Source organism: Streptomyces sporangiiformans (genome assembly GCF_005768555.2).
GTDB lineage: Bacteria > Actinomycetota > Actinomycetes > Streptomycetales > Streptomycetaceae > Streptomyces > Streptomyces sporangiiformans.
In genome coordinates this window covers 100505-118051 of sequence record NZ_VCHX02000158.1, presented here as the reverse complement: position 1 = coordinate 118051, position 17547 = coordinate 100505, and the positions used below count along the sequence as shown (strand labels likewise).

Annotated in this window: 13 protein-coding genes; 8 read left to right on the top strand and 5 right to left on the bottom strand. The window is 70.8% G+C overall.

The features are described 5' to 3' along the window. Positions 1 to 759: 759 nt before the first annotated feature. Positions 760 to 2397: an IucA/IucC family protein gene (locus FGD71_RS25760; RefSeq protein ID WP_119102890.1), complete on the bottom strand. Its 1638-nt coding sequence runs from the start codon at positions 2395 to 2397 to the stop codon at positions 760 to 762. A gap of 226 nt (positions 2398 to 2623) precedes the next feature. Here FGD71_RS25760 and FGD71_RS25755 point away from each other — a divergent pair, with 226 nt between their 5' ends. Next, positions 2624 to 4096: an IucA/IucC family siderophore biosynthesis protein gene (locus FGD71_RS25755; protein ID WP_240436770.1), complete on the top strand. Its 1473-nt coding sequence runs from the start codon at positions 2624 to 2626 to the stop codon at positions 4094 to 4096. A 15-nt stretch (positions 4097 to 4111) separates the two neighbouring features. Here FGD71_RS25755 and FGD71_RS25750 read toward each other — a convergent pair whose 3' ends face one another. Then, entirely contained in the window at positions 4112 to 4756 is a 645-nt protein-coding gene (locus FGD71_RS25750; protein ID WP_119102888.1) for a winged helix-turn-helix transcriptional regulator, read from the bottom strand. 86 nt (positions 4757 to 4842) lie between these two features. Between FGD71_RS25750 and FGD71_RS25745 the strand changes: the two genes are divergently transcribed. The 4 genes from FGD71_RS25745 to FGD71_RS25730 all read left to right on the top strand — a co-directional run bounded on the left by FGD71_RS25745 (position 4843) and on the right by FGD71_RS25730 (position 7843). Further along, complete coding sequence (locus tag FGD71_RS25745) at positions 4843 to 6051, top strand: pyridoxal phosphate-dependent aminotransferase (protein WP_119102887.1); 1209 nt, start codon at positions 4843 to 4845, stop codon at positions 6049 to 6051. Positions 6052 to 6104: 53 nt separating this feature from the next. After that, a complete protein-coding gene (locus FGD71_RS25740; RefSeq protein WP_119102886.1) occupies positions 6105 to 6638 on the top strand; it encodes an HAD domain-containing protein in 534 nt (177 codons plus the stop codon). 76 nt (positions 6639 to 6714) lie between these two features. Further along, positions 6715 to 7371 (top strand): hypothetical protein, encoded by a 657-nt coding sequence (locus FGD71_RS25735; RefSeq protein ID WP_119102885.1) that lies wholly within the window; start codon positions 6715 to 6717, stop codon positions 7369 to 7371. A 49-nt stretch (positions 7372 to 7420) separates the two neighbouring features. Next, the gene (locus FGD71_RS25730; protein ID WP_119102884.1) at positions 7421 to 7843 is read left to right on the top strand and encodes an acyl-CoA thioesterase; all 423 of its coding nucleotides are present in this window, start codon (positions 7421 to 7423) and stop codon (positions 7841 to 7843) included. A gap of 130 nt (positions 7844 to 7973) precedes the next feature. Here FGD71_RS25730 and FGD71_RS25725 read toward each other — a convergent pair whose 3' ends face one another. Then, positions 7974 to 9680, bottom strand: a complete 1707-nt coding sequence (locus tag FGD71_RS25725; RefSeq protein WP_181359273.1) for a peroxidase family protein — start codon at positions 9678 to 9680, stop codon at positions 7974 to 7976. 190 nt (positions 9681 to 9870) lie between these two features. Here FGD71_RS25725 and FGD71_RS25720 point away from each other — a divergent pair, with 190 nt between their 5' ends. Together FGD71_RS25720 and FGD71_RS25715 are read left to right on the top strand one after the other, a co-directional pair. Continuing rightward, positions 9871 to 10056 carry a hypothetical protein gene (locus tag FGD71_RS25720; RefSeq protein ID WP_181359272.1) on the top strand — a complete coding sequence of 62 codons (186 nt, stop codon included), beginning with the start codon at positions 9871 to 9873 and terminating at the stop codon, positions 10054 to 10056. 129 nt (positions 10057 to 10185) lie between these two features. Beyond that, positions 10186 to 10971: an intradiol ring-cleavage dioxygenase gene (locus FGD71_RS25715; protein WP_119102882.1), complete on the top strand. Its 786-nt coding sequence runs from the start codon at positions 10186 to 10188 to the stop codon at positions 10969 to 10971. 131 nt (positions 10972 to 11102) lie between these two features. On the opposite strand, the gene FGD71_RS25710 is transcribed toward FGD71_RS25715, so the two are convergent. Then, complete coding sequence (locus tag FGD71_RS25710) at positions 11103 to 13607, bottom strand: SpoIIE family protein phosphatase (protein WP_119102881.1); 2505 nt, start codon at positions 13605 to 13607, stop codon at positions 11103 to 11105. A 285-nt stretch (positions 13608 to 13892) separates the two neighbouring features. Between FGD71_RS25710 and FGD71_RS25705 the strand changes: the two genes are divergently transcribed. Next, positions 13893 to 16097: an alpha-N-acetylglucosaminidase gene (locus tag FGD71_RS25705; protein ID WP_119102880.1), complete on the top strand. Its 2205-nt coding sequence runs from the start codon at positions 13893 to 13895 to the stop codon at positions 16095 to 16097. An 18-nt stretch (positions 16098 to 16115) separates the two neighbouring features. Here FGD71_RS25705 and FGD71_RS25700 read toward each other — a convergent pair whose 3' ends face one another. Next, positions 16116 to 17489 (bottom strand): 8-oxoguanine deaminase, encoded by a 1374-nt coding sequence (locus FGD71_RS25700; protein WP_119102879.1) that lies wholly within the window; start codon positions 17487 to 17489, stop codon positions 16116 to 16118. Between the last annotated feature and the right edge of the window lie 58 nt (positions 17490 to 17547).

The window sequence follows — 17547 nt, the reverse complement described above, 5'->3', positions numbered from 1 at the left end:
CCAGCACCTCACGTTTGCGTCGCATCGTCTCCACGGCCGTCTCAACCGCCGTCAAGTTTGCGGCGCAGCGACTCCAGCACATTGCGCGCCAGGATGGGATCGTGCAGGTGGACCAGCGGTCGAGAGGGCCGGTGCTCTGGTTCAGGCCCGCACGGATGGCCCGCGCCAGCTCTGCGCCGAACTCGCCCGAAAAAATCCGCGACCGCGCTGTCACGGTCCTGCCGTCCGTCACTCTGCAGTTGCGTCTGGGATTGGTCCGCAGACTGTCGGGGTCCGGCCTGGCGCCGTCGTGAATTCGGGTCCATGCCCGCCTCCTTCTGATCGGCGGGGGCATCCTGCCCGGCACATCCACTCGAACATCCCCTGGCAAGAGGGCACTCGGGCGGCGCCTGGTCGACGAGTGCGGATTGTCGAACGTTCGGCATGGCTTCCGTCGCGGCTGGTCAAACCCGGTGCCGGCGTGGCCGGTTGTGCACTATGGCGCACATCCTGCCCATCCGAAGAAGGCACACGCTCTGAAGCAGCATGGGTGGGGCGCTGCGTCGGCGAGCCGAGGCAGCGGGTGCCTGCCGCAGCGCAGTCACCCAGCGTGTCTACGGCAGCCCCAGCTGCCTTCGCCTCGCGACTGCGCGTGGCGAAAACACCTGTGGAGAGAATCTGGGGAGTATCCACGCCACTGGGGAACGCCCAGGGAGAATCGACCGCATAACGCGCCACGAACCTGAGAGACACTGAAACAGCCATCTGCGCAGGTCAGCTTCACGACGTACGTCCCCAGGTCGTCGGCCGAAGCGGATTGGGCAGGGGCAGGTAGCGTGCGTCCGCCCCGTCCGCTCCCGTCCATCGCAGCAGCAGGTTGGTCTTGCCGGGAAGGGAGGCAGCCCGGACCAGCTCCGCGACCTCGGGCAGCCCTCGGTCGTGCCGCGTCAGTTCCCTCCGCACGGCGGGCCAGAGCTCCATCCCCGGGTACCGCTCCTCCAGCGACCCCGCCATCTCCAGAAGGTTGTTCACGACGAGGCAGTACACCAGCCGCTCCCAGCCGGCGGCCCGCGTCACGTCGGACAGCAGCTTCACGCCCTCGGCGTCCCGGAAGAGCGCCTGGACTGGCATGCCGTCCGCGTCCACGGCCACCACTGTGTTCTGAAGATGCGCTTCGAGGACGACGCCGTGCCGGGCGAACAACTCCAGGGCGGGCGGCACGACTTGGCGCAGATACGCCGCCCACCAGGCGGCGGGGTCGGGAAGGGAGTCGAGTGGGCTGGGTCCAGTCGGCCCGGAGGCGCAGCCCTCCGCGCCCTCCGCGCTCTCCGTCAGCGCCGCCGCCAGCAGAGGCGTGGCGCCGGGCAGCACATGCTCGCGCAGACCGTCACGTGCGAGGACGGCGAGTTCCTCGAAGGCGAAGTCGGCGGTGCGGTAACCGCGGTCGCTGAGCCAGGTCGCGGGTCCGTCCAGGGCCGTGAACGCCGAGGTGACCGCCGCGTCCGTGCGGCGGAGCCGGAGGAGGTCGTGGCGCCAGAGGCGGCGGATGTCGTTGGTGATGCGGACGTCGAGGCTGAACTTCACGAAGAGGTCGGCGGTGGGGACGTACACCGTGCGGATGGCGGCCGTGGGCCAGGCCGGGGACATGGTCCGGCCGAGCCGTACGAGGCGGCCGTCGGCGAAGGCGTCGCGGATCTCCGGCCGGGCGCCGACCAGGTCGAGCTGCCAGGGATGGGCGGGGAGGAGCCGGTAGCCGGCAGGGGCCTCGCCCAGCGCGTCGATCGCCCGCAGGTCGCCCTCCTCGACGACCGCGTCCTCCCGTACGCCCAGAAGGACGAGCGGGAAGCGGGCGTACGCCTCGGGAGCGTACGGGAGCCAGCGGGCGACGGGGCCGCCGCCCCGGGCCTTGGGGGCGGGGTGACAGGGGTGTCCGGTGATCAGGGACTGCTCGGAGCGCAGATACGGGTCTTCGGGCGGTGTCGCGCTCGCGCGCGCGGTGAGGAGCGCCGCCACCGCGTCCCGGCTGTCCATCATCTCGATGGGCAGCTCGGGGTTCGACAGGCCGGTGTGCCGGCGCAGTTCCTCGGCGGTGAGTTTGACCAACTCGGCGTGGTCGAGACGGTGCCAGGTCCCGGCCCGGTACACCTCCGGCTCGGCGGGCCGGCGTCCGCCGCGTACCCGCAGGAGCCGTCCGCCGGAGGGCAGCCGGTACACGCGCCGCTCGACGTGCGCCGCGATGTGCCCCGCGTTGTGTCCCGCGTTGTGTCCCGCCTCGTGCCCCTCCGCCTGTCCCCCACCCGGCCCCGGTGCGGGCTCGGCCACCTCCCGCAGCAGACAATTGAGCAGCGGCGCGGCCGCGTACGCGTCGGCTGCCGCCGCGACGTCGTCCCTGGGGGGCATGGAGTCCACGCGATCCATTCGTTCCGTACGGTGCACTGACGATCAGTATCTCCGGCGTCATACCCCGGCCACGACGCCGTCCCCCACACCGAGGAGCCGCACCGTGCACCGTCCCCGCACCCCGGCCGAGACCGAGCCCTCGCCCGCCGCCGAGCCCTCGCCCGCCGCCGAGCCTTCGCTCGCCGCCGAGCAGTCGTTCGCCGCCGAGCAGTCGTTCGCCGCCGAGCAGTCGTTCGCCGCCGAGCTGCGTACCGTACGCCCCGCCCTGCTCCCGCGGTACGCCGCCGGGCTCCCCGGAGCCAGGGCGGCCGTGCTGACCCGGCTGTGGCGTGGTCTCGTTCATGAGCCGCTGCCGTGGATCACGCATCGCGAGCCGGGGAGCGGGGGTATGACGCTCCACCTGGCCGACGGCCGCCGTCTGCACGGCCCGCACTCGGATGCGTACGGGACTGCCGCCTCCGTCGCGGAGGTGGAACTGGACGGCACGGCGTACGACCACCCGGCCGCACTCATGACCGCCCTCTCCTTCCCGTACGGTGACGGCTTCGCCGCCGAACTCGACCACAGTGTCGCCTCGTTGGCCCTGTCACGCGCCGACCAGCCGCCGCCCGGCCACCCTCGCACCACCTGGGAGTGGGAGCAGCGCATCGTCGACGGGCATCCGTTCCACCCCAACTGCCGTTCCCGGCCGGGCTTCTCGGTCGCCGAGCAGTTGGCGTACGGGCCCGAGCACCGGCCGCTGGTCGAGCTGGGGCTGGTCGCGGTGCCGGAGGAGACCTGTCTGGTCTCGGGCGAGTGGCCCTACCGGGAGGCAGGGGGACGGACGGTGATCCCGGTCCATCCCTGGCAGGCCCGGCACGTACTCAAGGACGAGAGGATCGTGGACGGCACGGGCATCACCGCCCATCCCCTCATGTCGCTGCGCACGCTCGCCGACGCCACGCCCGGCGGCCCGCACATCAAGACCGCGCTCAGTGCCCGGCTGACGTCGGCGGTGCGGGACATCTCGGTGTACTCGATCGAGACCGCCGCGACGGTGTCGGCGTTCCTGGAAGCCGTCGCCGCCCGCCTGGACGGCCTATTGCACATCACGCGGACCCTGGGGGCGGTCACCGCCCACACGCCTGACCTCGCGGCGGTCGTGCGTGAGGCGCCGGAGACGTACGCGGCCGAGGGCGAGCGGGTCGTGCCGGTCGCCGCGCTCGCCACGACCGAGCAGGCCCGATCCGCCTCCTGGAGGGCCGAGTTCACACGGCTCGCCCTGACGGTGTCCCTGCGACTGCTCGACCTGGGCGTGGCCCTGGAGGCGCACGGTCAGAACCTCCTGGTGGTGCTCTCCCCCTCGGGCGCCCCAACCCGCCTCATCTACCGGGACCTTGCCGACATCCGCATCAGCCCGGCCCGCCTCGCCCGCCACGGCATCCCGGCTCCGGACCTCTCCGGCCGGCTGATCACGGACGACGAAACCACCCTGCGCCGCAAGCTGTTCGGCTCGCTCGTGACGGGCACGCTCGGGGCGACGGCCGGTTCGAGCGCGTCCCTCGGCGAAGCTCTCGCCACCGCCGTACGAGACCTGCCGCCCTCCCCCGACCTCGCGACTCTGCTGAACGGGCCACTGCCCACAAAGGCACTGACGCTGATGCGGCTCTCCCCTCGGGGGCCTGGCGACATCTGGGCCCAGGTCCCCAATCCCCTGGCGCCGGGTCACCCGTCGTGATGTCCCCTTCCGAGGTCAGCCGTCCCGCAACTCCTTGGCCAGCGTCCCGTCCCCCGCCACTTCCACGCGCCCGTTCCTGATCGCGTCCCGCAGTGTCAGCTCTCCCCGGGCGAGCGCCGTGCACGTCCCGGCGTCGAGTGAGAGCCAGGCGTCGGGCTCCTCGGGTGCGGCCCCCTCGCCGTAAACCGGCCCGCCGTCCTGAGCACCGGGCCGTACGAGTCGTACGTAGAACTCGCCCTCGTCCAGGCGCACTTGGACGACTCCGTCGCCAAGTCCCGTCAGGCAGCGCAGCAACGGCAGCGCGAACCAGTGCGCGCGCACCGCGTCGGTGGCCCGCCGCTCGCCCAGCAGGGGCGCGCCCCACTCCCCCAGCGCCTGCAGGACGGGCAGCAACCGCCGTCCACGGCCGGTGAGTTCGTAGACGTAGGACGCGCCGGGCGGAGGCAGTCGGCGTCGGCTCGTCAGCCCGTCCCGCTCCATGTCCTTGAGCCGGGAGGCGAGAACGTCCGTGCTCACGCCGGGCAGGTCGGCATGCAGGTCGGTGTAGCGGCGCGGACCGGCGAGCAGCTCCCGCACGATCAGGAGGGTCCAGCGGTCACCCACGGCATCGAGGGCCCGGGCAGCGGAACAGTACTGGTCGTAGCTTCGACGAGGTGACATGCGACGCAGTCTAGACAAGTTGTTGGACTTTCCAAGCTCCTACTTGGTAAAACCAAGCAACACACCAACCTGGAGGTGCGCACCGCATGGAGTTCCGGCAGTCGAGCAAGCTCAGCGAGGTCTGTTACGAGATCCGGGGCCCGGTCATCGAGCACGCGAACGCCCTGGAGGAGGCAGGCCACAGCGTGCTGCGCCTGAACACCGGCAACCCCGCGCTCTTCGGCTTCGAGGCGCCGGATGAGATTCTCCAGGACATGATCCGCATGCTGCCGCAGGCGCACGGCTACACGGACTCCCGCGGCATCCTCTCGGCCCGCCGTGCCGTCGCCCAGCGCTACCAGGATCTGGGACTCGAGGTCGGCGTGGACGACGTCTTCCTCGGCAACGGCGTGTCCGAACTCGTGTCGATGGCGGTGCAGGCGCTGGTCGAGGACGGCGACGAAATCCTCGTCCCCGCCCCCGACTTCCCGCTCTGGACGGCGGTGACGACACTCGCGGGCGGCAAGGCCGTGCACTACCTCTGCGACGAACAGGCCGACTGGTACCCGGACCTGGACGACATGGCGTCGAAGATCACGGACCGCACCAAGGCCCTGGTCATCATCAACCCCAACAACCCGACGGGCGCGGTCTACCCGAAGGCGATCATCGAGGGCATGCTCGACCTCGCCCGGCGGCACGGCCTCATGGTCTTCTCGGACGAGATCTACGACCAGATCCTGTACGACGACGCCGTGCACCACTCGGCCGCCGCGCTCGCCCCCGACCTGGTGGTCCTCACCTTCTGCGGCCTGTCGAAGACCTACCGCGTCGCCGGCTTCCGGTCCGGCTGGATGGTGGTCACGGGCCCGCGCCAGCACGCGCGCAACTACCTCGAAGGCCTGACGATGCTGGCCTCCATGCGGCTGTGCGCCAACGCGCCCGCCCAGTACGCCATCCAGGCCGCGCTCGGCGGCCGCCAGTCCATCCGCGAACTCACCGCACCGGGCGGCCGGCTGCACGAACAGCGCGACCGGGCCTGGGAGAAGCTCAACGAGATCCCGGGCGTCTCCTGTGTGAAGCCGAAGGGCGCGCTGTACGCGTTCCCGCGGATCGACCCCAAGGTCCACGCGATCCACGACGACGAGAAGTTCGTCCTCGACCTTCTGCTGCGGGAGAAGATCCAGGTCGTCCAGGGCACCGGCTTCAACTGGCCGCGCCCCGACCACTTCCGCATCCTCACCCTCCCGCACGCCGACGACCTGGACGCGGCGATCAGCCGGATCGGGCGGTTCCTGAGCGGATATCGGCAGTAACGGTGGGGGTACGTGGCCGTTCGGCGGCCGTTCGGTCTGGGTAGCCCGTCTCCATGAGCGACCGACCGCTGCTGCTCCTCGACGTCGACGGCCCCCTCAATCCGTACGGCGCGCGGTTCATCCGCCCCCGCGGCTATGTGACGCGTCGGCTGCGGCCCTCGGACTGGCTCGCCCGGCAGGCGCCTGGTTCCCGGCTGCACCGTCGGGGTCTGCGGGTGCGGCTCAACCCGGGGCACGGGGCGCGGCTGATGGCGTTGCCGTACCAGTTGGCGTGGGCGACCACATGGATGCACGACGCCAACGAGATGATCGCGCCGGTGATCGGGTTGCCGGGTGATCTGCCAGTCATCGAGTGGCCCGAGCTGTTCGTCAGGGACCCCGAGGGGCTGTACTGGAAGACGCGGCATGTCATGGCGTGGGCGGCCGGCCGGCCCTTCGTGTGGGTCGACGACATGATCACCGATCTCGATGTGCGCCATGTCGCCGCACACCACGATGCGGCGGCGCTGCTGCTGCCGATCGACCCGCGCAGGGGGCTGCGGGAGCAGGACTTCCAGGAGCTGGAACGGTGGGCTCGCGACCTGTGACGGACGGCGGGGCGAGTGTCGGACCCGGGTCGTAGTCTTCGAATGAGCTCGCGGACAGACTCGGAGGGAGCACGCCGTGACACGTCCGCCGACCGCCGCGCAGCGGCGTGTCATCGACGCCGCCGATCCCGTGACCGGGCGGCTCAAGGGTACGGAGAGCCAGCTAGCGGCACTGGTGAAGCGTGGGCTCGCCTTCCGGCACCCGCGGCCGCCGCACGACCACTTCCTGACACCGGCGGGGCATCGGATACGGGAGGAGGCCCCTGCCGAGACGGAGGCGAAGACGGAGACGCAGGGCGCCGGTGGGCCCGCCACCACGGGAGTGTTCGCCGCCCGGGTCGGCGGCGAGGAGAGCCCGGACGCCGGGCCGTCGCGCGCACGTGAGGTGCACAGCGCCTGGCAGGGGCTCCTGGAGCTGCGGCGGATGACCAACCCGGACGGCGCCGTGGACCGGCCGTGCGCATGGGAACGTACGCATCTGGTGCAGGCCGCCGCGCTCGCGCTGGAGGCCGCGGGTCACCGGCCCGCCGGGGCGGATCCGGCCGGGGCGGACACCGAGGGCTACCGGGTGCGCGCGACGCCGCAGCCGGAGGCCGTCGCCGTGCGCGTGCCGGACACCGAGGCCCTGCGGGCCTGTGCCGCCACGCTGGAGGAGGCGGGATGGCAGGTCGGGGAGTACACGGAACCCCGTACGCGCGTCCGCTATCTGCTGGCTTCGCCGCGACGGAAGTGATCAGGACATGCCAGTCTTGGGTCGACACAGCGATCGAGAAGGGGAAACCGTGACCGAGCCGTTTTCCGTCCGAGTGACCGTCCGCGGGTACGAGACCGACATCCAGGGACACCTCAACCAGAGCGTGTACGTGAACTACGCGGAACACGCCCGCTGGTCGTTACTCCGGGCAGCCGGGATCAGCCAGGCCGGTCTCATCGCCAAGGGCGTCGGTCCCGTCGCCCTGGAGATGACCATCCGCTACCGGCGGGAGCTGCTCGCGGGTGACGAGGTGGAGGTGACGTGCGGCTTCGAGTGGAGCAAGGGCAAGACGTTCCGGATCGAGCAGACGATCCGCAAGACGGACGGCACGGTCGCCGCCGAGATCACGGCGCTCGGCGGCCTGATGGACCTCAAGGAGCGGAAGCTGGTCACGGACCCGCACGAGTACTTCCGCGCGCTGGCCTCGGATCCACGGCCGTTCAATCTCTAATACCGTTGTCGGTGACCTCGAACCGAACTGCTCCGTCCGCGACGAGCAGCAGTCACAGCTCGAAGTCGCGGCCCGCGCCCCACCACCTGGGCGGCGTTCGTGTCGTACGCCGCCCAGGCGAAGTGAGCGGCTAGCCCAGCGGGTTCAACAGATCCGCGTCGCCCTCGAAGGCGAAGAGCAGCAGGTCCGTCATGGTGAACGCGCCCTTGCGGTGGGACGGCAGGGTCGGGCGCCAGCCCGGGTGCTTCACGATCGACGTCCGGCTGCCCTCCATCGCACGGTGGAAGACCTCGGCGACGAGCGTGCCGCCGACGCCGGTGAGGCGGCCGGGGTGGCGTTCGTTCACCTCGGCCTCGCGCAGGATGTAGAACCACAGCGGGGTGTAGGCCACGAGGAGTTCCCGCTCCTCGGTGGTCAGCCCGTCGAGCGTGGCGCCGCCCCTGCCCTGGAGGATCTGGTCCGCGGTCAGCGGTTTGATGCCCATCTGGGCGGCGAGTTGGGGCCCGGTGGCCAGCTCCACCATCGTGGCCCGCGTGAGGTTGCGGAACGCGAGGTTGCGCTGTATCGGCGGCGGGGCCGGGCGGCCACGGCCGTCGAAGGTGCCGGTGGGCAGCGCGGCCAAGGGGTCGACGAGCAGGGTGTCGAGGCGCTTGGCGAGGTTGAACTCGCCCTCGGGCACGACCAGGTCGTCCCGGCTCGCCTCGCCGAAGTCGAACAGCCTGCGGAAGTCGGCGATCCAGTTGCTGGGCAGCCGCAGGTTCTCACCGGCGTTCGGGTCGTCGAGGTCGCTCAGGTCATTCGGGTTCGCCGGGTCGCCCGGAGTGAGGTTGCCCGCCGTGCCGCTGAACCGGAACAGCAGGCCGAGCGTGGCGATCCCGCCGCGCCCGCCCGCTCGGAAGACGCTGTTCCACTGGTAGGCGGTACGCACCATGCTGTGCCCGAGCCGGTAGGCGGCGACGGAGAACTCGATGGGCATGGTCGGCAGATCCCCCGGCCGGGAACGCCCCGGTACCTCGAAGTGACGGCGGCCGCGGGTGAAGACGCGCTCGACGATCCTCGGATCGACGATCCGCGGCAGGAAGTCGGTGCGCAGCATCCACTGGTAGTGCTTCACGACGGTGTCCCGGGCCGCGTGGAAGAGCCGGGGTTCGGGCACTCCGCGCTCGGCGAGCCGGTCGACGACGCGGTTGTGGAAGCGGATGAAGGCCAGGTGCAACTGGCTCACGGCCAGGTTCTCGTCGTTGCGCGCGTCCGGGATCAGCGGGGCACGCTGGTCTGCGCGCGTGCCACCGGCCGTCTCGCCGGCCCGCGGCAGGTCGAAGCCCTTCTGGTCGGTGTTGGCGGGCGGGAACTCCGGCGGGAAGGGCACGCCCAGCGTCGTACCCGTCCTGAGGTGGCCGTCGGGCTCGTAGAAACGGGCGCTGCCGGCGTGGTTCGGGCCCAGGCCGTAGAGCGAGTCGAGGTCGAGGGCGGGGCTGCGCCCTTGTAACAGCTCCTCGACGGGGACCGGCTCCCCCAGGCCCACCTGGGTCCTGTCGAGCGTCAGGTCGTGGTCGACGAACTGTCCGAGATAGGTGAAGCCTGCCGGTACCGGCGTCCCGGGCGGCCCGGAGTCCGGGTCGTCGCCGCCTGGATTGCCCGTGGTCATGGCCTCGGCGAGCTTGGCACGCAACTCCTCGTCGAGCTGGATGCCCTTCTCCTCGCTGAACCTGGAGAAACGGAAGGCCAGTTGCTGCTCGGCCGCGGTCGGTACGCGCGCGGCTGCCTGCCCTTTCTCGAACTCCAGGATCCGGCCTTCGTTGACGACGTAGTAGGTCTCGCGATGGTGTCGGTGCACGCTGTGCCCCGCTTTCTGTCCCCCGTGCTCCGCGATCGGTCCCCACCGGGCGCGGAGAGGTCATGCGTATACGTCCCTGTTGCCCGACAACGCACCACGTGCGGTGAAAGGTTCCCGGCGCCCCACTGCGACGGCCCCTTTCGCAGGCTGAGAGGATTGCGCGGACCGCAAGAGAAGAAGGGGGATGAGCATGGACGTGCTCGTCTTGTCCGGCGTCCTCGCCCTCGTCGTCGGAGGGTGCGTCTGCGTCGTGTGGGCGGCGCGGGGCGGCCCGCGCTGGGTGCGCGCGGTGGCCGCCGTGACCCTGGCGGTGGGCGAGTTGGTGCGCAAGTCGGGACGTTCGAGCGGAAGCCGGAGCTCGAGCTCAGACAACTGACTCTTCGCGGATTTGCCGGGCTTGAGATCACCGCACCCGTGCACCGGTGTCTCACAAGTGACTTGACGCACCGTCACTTTGCCGAACGCACAGCTCTTCAACAGATCGCGTCCTTACGGTGCCGTGTCCATGACAGAAACCCACACCGGTTCAGAAGCGGCCTCGATCCGACGCCGCACCGTCCTGATCGCCACCGGCGCCACGGCCGCCACCCCGGCCGTAGGCGCGGCCGCGCCTGATTCCCCCGGCACGGTCACGACGGCCGAGGGCATCGCCGGCACCGCCCCCGTCGCCGACACGGCCGTCTGCACCCTCACGAAGGAGATGACCGAGGGCCCTTACTACCTGGACGGCGCCTACGTCCGCGCCGACCTCAGAGAGGACAAGGCCGGCATCCCGCTGCAACTCACGCTCACCGTCGTCGACGACGACACCTGCGCGCCGCTCGACCAGGCCCTCGTGGAGATCTGGCACTGCGACGCGCTCGGCGAGTACTCGGGATTCGTCGGCAACAACGGGCACGAAGGGCCCGACAACGGCACGTTCCTGCGTGGCGGGGTGCTGACGGGAACGGACGGCGTCGCGAAACTCACCACGATCTACCCCGGCTGGTATCGCGGCCGCTGCGTGCACATCCACCTCAAGGTGCACACCGACGTCACCCTCACCGAGGACGGCTCCTTCGAGGGCGGCCAGGAACTCCACACCGGCCAGCTCTTCTTCGACGAGTCCGTCACCGAGGACGTGGCGACCGTGGCCGCGTACGCCGCCAACGACGTACCGCGCACCACGCTCGACCGGGACTCCATCTACGACGGCGGAGGGGCCGCATCCGGCCTGCTGACCCTGACGGCCGTGGGCAATTCACCTTCGTCGGGCTACGCGGGCGCGCTGACGGTGGGCGTGGCTTCCTGAAGGTGGAAGACGAGGCTCACCGCCCGGGTGCGACACCCGGGCGGTGAGCCGGCCTCCACCACGCAGTGCGCTGCTCGGGTGCTGCTCGGGTGCTGCTCGCCGGGATGGTGCTGATCACCGCCGGGATGGCGCTACTGGGGCACGCACGAGGGGGCGTACTGCGTGAGCAGGAGTGCGATGTCGTCCTCCCGGTCGGGAGACCGGCGGGCCTCCCGCAGCAGCGTGTCCGCCAGGTCCTCCAGGGAATCCCCGCTCGTGTCGGCCAATGAGGCCCGGAGCCGGTCGATGTCCGAGCCGATGTCCGCATCGCGCCTCTCGATCAGCCCGTCCGTATACAGGGCCAGAACCGCTCCGGGTCGCAGACGCAGCTCCGCTTCCGGATAGTCGGACGTGGCCTCCACGCCGAGCAGAGGACCGCCCGGGAAATCCAGGACCTCGGTGCGCCCGTCCGGCCGGCGCAGCAAGGGCGGACAGTGGCCCGCGCGGACCATGCGAGCGATCCCGGAGCCCGGATGGAAGCGGACGTAGCAGCAGCTGGCGAGGAGCTCGGGGTCGAGGTCGAGGAGCAGCCGGTTGGTGCTGGCGATCACGTCGCTCGGCTCATGGCCCGCGGTGACGAAGGCCCGTACCGCGCTGCGCAGCTGCCCCATGGTGGCCGCGGCGGCGACGTTGTGCCCCTCGACGTCCCCGACGATCAGCGCGACCTCTTCGCCGGTGGGGATGACGTCGTACCAGTCGCCTCCGATGTCCATCCCCCGGGTGCCCGGGAGGTAGCGTCCGGTGACACGGATGTCCGGCAGGGCAGGCAGCCGCTGCGGCAGCAGTGCGGTCTGCAGGCCGCGGGCGAGGGCGAATTCGGCGTCGTAGAGCCTGGCGCGTTCCAGTGCCTGGGCGATCAGGCCGCCCAGCGCGGTGAGGACGCCACGCTCTTCGTCGGGGAACCGGTGGGCGTCGTCGAAGCCGAGGATGCAGGCGCCGACCGGGCGGTCGGAGGCGATGAGCGGGAGGAACGCCCAGGCGGCGGCTCCATCGGCCGGGAGCCCGGGGTACGTGTCGAGCAGCTTCTGCCGGGACTCGACGAACAGGGGAGCGCCGGAGGTGAGCGCGTCCGTCACGGGCAGCCGGGCGTGGAGTGGTCTGCCTTCGAACCAGGTGAGAGAGCCTTCGGGGTAGCCGCGTCGCGCGAGCAGGTGCAGGCCTTGCTCCTCCACCACCGAGATCGCCAGCTTCTGGCCGCCGAAGGCCGGCAGCAGCTGCTCGGCGACGGCGTCGCACACCTCGTGCACGGTGACGGCCTCGGTGAGGGCGCTGCCCAGCTGGAGTACGCGGTACAGGGCACCCAGCCGTGGACGGGCGGGCAGAGGCGAGGGGGAGACGGGTGAATCCTCAGCCGCGAGAGGTGCTCCGGGTCCTGTCTCGGCCGGGACCGGCTGTCTGACGGGGGCCGCCCACCCCGTCATGCCCTGCGCCCCGGGGTGGAGGGAGAAGACCAGCCACTCGTCGGGCGGGCGGCGGACCAGGAAGGAGACCGGTTGCTGGGAGACCATGGCCGCCCGGTACCGGTCCTCGTAGGCGGGGTCGGCCAGCCAGGGCAGGGCGTCCCAGAGGCGCCGGCCGATCAGTTCGTCGTGGCGGACCCGCAGCAGTTGCTCAAGGCTGTGATTGGCATAGGTGACCTGTCCGTCCGGGGAAAGCGCGAAGAAGCCGTCCGAGAGCCGCTCGATCGCCGCCACGGCGGCCATACCGGCCCCGGAGTCGAGCACGGCACCGACCAGATGGGACGACGCCCGCGGGTCGTCGGGGCTCTCGGGCACCCGGCCCCACAGCTCCACGACACGGTGGGCGGCGCCGGCGTCCCGCACGCGCAGGCAGTGGGCGAGCACATACCCCTCCTCGACCGCGGTACGGGCGGCGGACCGGAAGCCGGCCAGATCGGCGGGGTCGATCCTGGCCGCCAGGGTGGCCGCTCGTCCGTCGAACTCACGAGGAGCCATCCCGAAGATCGCGCACAGCTCGTCATCCGCCGTGAGAGCGCCGGTATCGAGGTTCCAGTCGAACAGGCCCACCCGTGCCACCGGAGCGGACAGCACCGGAACCACCACCGGGACGGTTCTCGCATCGCCCTCGCCGAGAGCCCGTCGTGCGCGCAGTTCAGCGAGGGTGGCGCCCAGACGGTCGGCCGCGGAGCGCAACAGCCGACGCTGCGTCTTCGACAGCCCGGCCCGCTCCCGCCCGGCCGTCCACACGACGGCCATGGCTCCGAAGCTGTCCTTTCCCGCTCTCACGGGCACTGAGGCGGAGCCGAACGCATAGGGCAGGGCAACCGCGAGCTGAGGGAAGCGCCGCATGGTCTCGTCCGCGTCGGTCAAGTGGACCATGCGTCCGGAGCGGAACGCCTCCGCCACCGGGATATGACTGTTCACCGGGATCCGCCGCCAGCCGCCGAGCAGGGAGGGCGGCGTCCCGGCCGCCGCGGTCAGTACCAGCGAGCGGCCGTCGCTCGAGACCAGGAACACGCTTCCGGCGTGCGCTCCGGTCACTTCGACGGCTCGGCTGACGGCACCGGCCAGTGCGTCGTCGCGCTCGGGCGATTCGCTGACACTCGCGGCTCCGAACGGGTACGAGGCCGCTGCCATACCGTTGGCCGACACCCTGTCCTCAATCCATCTGCGGCTTTTTCATATTTTAGGACGGTTTCTCACGTTTCCATCCGCGGCAAGCCATCCGCGTCGGCTGCCGGAACGCGCGAGCTGCCGGGCGAGTGAAACAGTCGGCCAGTTCATGGCGGGTTCTGCTCCTTGTGGCCGTACATACACGCTCAGGACCCGGAGCAACGGGTACCCCTCCCCCACGGCATTCCCCCACCCGTGGCCCCTCCGCGGCCCCACCCGTGAATCGCCCGTGAAACGGAGGACCCGCCCATGCCGCTCGCCCGTCGTGCGTTCCTCACCGTGGTTGCCGGATCGGCCACCGGTGTCGTCGCCTGTTCAGGGACACCCGTGGACGGTGTCCCAGGCGAGGAGGAGGCCCCCATGAACCAGACGACAGCGGCGAGCCGGGCTGCCCGGCGGCTGCTCCCGCGCCACTGGCGGCAACTGCGCTTCGAGACGACGGGCCCGGCCGACACGTTCCGGGTGTCGGGCAGGAGCGGGCGGATCACCATCCAAGGCGGCACGCCGGGCACGCAACTCACCGGTTTGCGCTGGTACTTGAAGCACGTCACACACGCCAACATCAGCTGGGCCGGCGAGCAACTCGACCTGCCTGCGCGGCTGCCCGGCCTCGACAACACGGTCACCCGGCAGGCCAACGTCCCGCACCGCTTCGTCCTCAACGACACGAACGACGGCTACACGGGCGCGTACCACGACTGGTCGTACTGGGAGCGCGAGCTCGACGTCCTGGCGCTGCACGGCTACAACGAGGTGCTGGTGTACACGGGCGCGGACGCGCTCTACCACCGGCTCTTCCAGCGGTTCGGCTACACGGACGAGGAGCTGCGCGGTTGGATCGCGGCCCCGGCCCATCAGCCGTGGTGGCTGATGCAGAACCTGTCCGCCTTTCCGTATCCGGTCTCCCGCCAGCTGCTCGACGCGCGGGCCGCTCTCGGCCGGCGGATCACCGAGCGGGTACGGGAGTTGGGCATGACCCCGGTGTTCCCGGGCTTCTTCGGTACGGTCCCGCCGGGCTTCGCCGACCGGAACGAGGGCGCGCGGACGCTCCCGCAGGGCACATGGATGGGGCTCGCGCGGCCCGACTGGCTCGACCCGCGGACCGACCACTTCGCGCGGGTGGCGGCCGCCTTCTACCGGATCCAGGACGAGATGTTCGGGTCCTCGACCCTCTACAAGATGGACCTGCTGCACGAGGGCGGCGACCCCGGAGACGTACCGGTCGGCGAGGCGGCGAAGGGGGTCGAGAAGGCGCTGCGGGCCGCGCGTCCGGACGGGATCTGGGTGATCCTCGGCTGGCAGCGCAACCCGCCGAGGGCGATCGTCGATGCCGTCGACAAGTCCCGCATGCTCGTCGTCGACGGTCTGTCGGACCGTTTCCCCACGGTCGTCGACCGCGAGTCCGACTGGGGCGACACCCCGTACGCGTTCGGCTCCATCTGGAACTTCGGCGGTCACACGGCGATGGGCGCCAACACCCGGGACTGGGTGGACCTGTACGGCAAGTGGCTTGCCAAGGAGGGCAGCACCCTGCGCGGTGTCGCACTCATGCCGGAGGCGGCGGACAACAATCCCGCCGCCTTCGACCTGTTCTCCGAACTGGCCTGGGAGAACGGAGGCATTGACCTCACCACGTGGTTCAGGGACTGGGCGCACGCACGCTACGGAGCACGCGATCCGCACGCCGAGGCCGCGTGGGACATCCTGCGCCGCACCGCGTACGGCACGACCCGCGCCGACTCGTGGAGCGAGGCCGCCGACGGTCTGTTCGGAGCGCGCCCCTCACTCACGGTCAAGAAAGCCGCCAAGTGGTCGCCCAAGCAACTCCGGTACAACGCCGAGGACTTCGAGCCCGCGCTCGGCGAGCTCCTGAAGGTCGCACCGCGTCTTCGGAAGTCCTCCGCGTACCGCTACGACCTCCTCGACGTGGCCCGTCAGGCCGTCGCCAACCGCAGCCGGGTGCTCCTCCCACGCCTCAAGGAGGCGTACGACGCGGGGGACGCCGACGAGTTCAGCCGGCTGACCCGTGACTGGCTGGCGCTGATGGACGTACTGGAGGCCCTGCTGGCCACCGATTCCCGGCATCTGGTGGGCCGTTGGGTGACCGACGCGCGGGCCTGGGGTGCGGACGCGGCCGAGCGGGAACGGCTGGCCTACGACAATCTGTCGCTGCTGACCGTGTGGGGCACCCGGCCGGGCGCGGACGCGGGACTGCGCGACTACGCCAACCGGGAGTGGGCGGGCCTGGTCGGCGGGCTCTACCGACTCCGCTGGTCGACGTACTTCGACGAGCTGCGGGCCGCGCTGAAGGAGGGCCGGAAGCCGAAGTCCCTCGACTGGTTCGCGATCGAGGACCGGTGGACGCGGAACCCGGGCCGCCTGGCGACCCTGCCGGCCGGCGACACCTACGAAGCGGCCGCCCGGGTCCGCGACCAGCTCACCGCGACGTCCTGAGCAGGGGGCTGGAGACCATCAGCCCTGCGCGGCGATCCGCGCAAGGCGCCGGGCCTCGTCCCGCGTGGAGCGGGCGATGGCCTCCTCGTCGACATGTGACAGCCTGCCGTCCTCGACGATCTGCCGGCCGCCCACGAAGGAGGCGGTGACCGGCGCGGCGGCGCCGAAGACGAGGGCGGTGACCGGGTCGGGGATCGACGAGTGGGCCAGCGTGTCGAGCTTCCACAGCACCAGGTCGGCGAGCTTGCCCGGCTCCAGCGAGCCGATCTCCCGTGCCCTGCCGAGGACTTGGGCGCCGCCGTAGGTGCCGAGACGCAGGGCCTGACGGGCGTTCAGGGCTGCTTCCCGGTGGCCGCCGAGACGGTTGATGAGGAGGGCGTTGCGCAGCTCGGTGTGGAGTTCGCCGGACTCGTTGGACGCGGTGCCGTCGACGCCGAGGCCGACCGGGATGCCGGCCGCCAGCATGTCGGGGACCCGCGCGATCCCGGCCGCCAGACGGGCGTTGGACGAAGGACAGTGCGCCACCCCCGTCTTCGTACGGGCGAAGGCGGCGATGTCGGAGTCGTTCATGTGGACGCAGTGCGCCATCCACACGTCCTCGCCGAGCCAGCCCGTCGACTCGAAGTAGTCGGTCGGCCCCAGGCCGAACAGTTCCTTGCAGAACTGCTCCTCCTCGACGGTCTCCGAGCCGTGCGTGTGCAGCCTTACGCCCTTGCGTCGCGCCAACTCGGCGCCCTTCCGGAGAAGTTCGGTGGAGACGGAGAACGGCGAGCAGGGAGCGACCGCGATCTGCGTCATGGCACCGAAGGACGCGTCGTGGTGCTCGTCGACGGTCGCCTCGGTGGCGGCGAGCGCGCCTTCGAGGGTCTCGACGGCGAAGTCGGGCGGAAGACCGCCGTCCTTCTCGCTGCGGTCCATGGAGCCGCGGGCGAGGGTGAAACGGACTCCCATCTCCCGGGCGGCGCGGATGATGGATCCCGACAGGTCCCCGGAGCCCTGCGGGAACACGTAGTGGTGGTCCATCGTGGTGGTGACACCGCCCCGGGCCATCATCGCGAGCGACCCCTGGGCGGCCGCGTACGTCATCCGCTCGTCGATGCGCGCCCAGATCGGGTAGAGCGCCACGAGCCAGTTGAAGAGGTTGTGGTCCGTGGCGAGGCCGCGGGTGATCCACTGGTAGAAGTGGTGGTGCGTGTTGACCAGGCCGGGGGTCACGAGATGGCCCGTCGCGTCGATACGGCGTACGACGTTCTCCAGTCCCTCGGGGGCCTTGCCGGCGCCGAGCGACTCGATGCGGTTCCCCGCGATGACGACATGGCCGAAGGCGTGCTCGGTGTCGTCGGCGTCCACGGTCGCGATCGCACAGTTCTCGATGACGATGCGCTGAGCCATCGTTCGTCCTCTACTTTCCCTCTGCTGTCCAGGTCCGTGTCCGCCTCGGAGGTTGCTG

Excerpts from the sequence above, each read along its gene's own strand:
- FGD71_RS25760 (WP_119102890.1), bottom strand. The coding sequence starts at position 2,397 with ATGGATCGCGTGGACTCCATGCCCCCCAGGGACGACGTCGCGGCGGCA.
- FGD71_RS25750 (WP_119102888.1), bottom strand. The coding sequence starts at position 4,756 with ATGTCACCTCGTCGAAGCTACGACCAGTACTGTTCCGCTGCCCGGGCC.
- FGD71_RS25745 (WP_119102887.1), top strand. The coding sequence starts at position 4,843 with ATGGAGTTCCGGCAGTCGAGCAAGCTCAGCGAGGTCTGTTACGAGATC.
- FGD71_RS25740 (WP_119102886.1), top strand. The coding sequence starts at position 6,105 with ATGAGCGACCGACCGCTGCTGCTCCTCGACGTCGACGGCCCCCTCAAT.
- FGD71_RS25720 (WP_181359272.1), top strand. The coding sequence starts at position 9,871 with ATGGACGTGCTCGTCTTGTCCGGCGTCCTCGCCCTCGTCGTCGGAGGG.
- FGD71_RS25715 (WP_119102882.1), top strand. The coding sequence starts at position 10,186 with ATGACAGAAACCCACACCGGTTCAGAAGCGGCCTCGATCCGACGCCGC.
- FGD71_RS25710 (WP_119102881.1), bottom strand. The coding sequence starts at position 13,607 with ATGGCAGCGGCCTCGTACCCGTTCGGAGCCGCGAGTGTCAGCGAATCG.
- FGD71_RS25705 (WP_119102880.1), top strand. The coding sequence starts at position 13,893 with ATGCCGCTCGCCCGTCGTGCGTTCCTCACCGTGGTTGCCGGATCGGCC.
- FGD71_RS25700 (WP_119102879.1), bottom strand. The coding sequence starts at position 17,489 with ATGGCTCAGCGCATCGTCATCGAGAACTGTGCGATCGCGACCGTGGAC.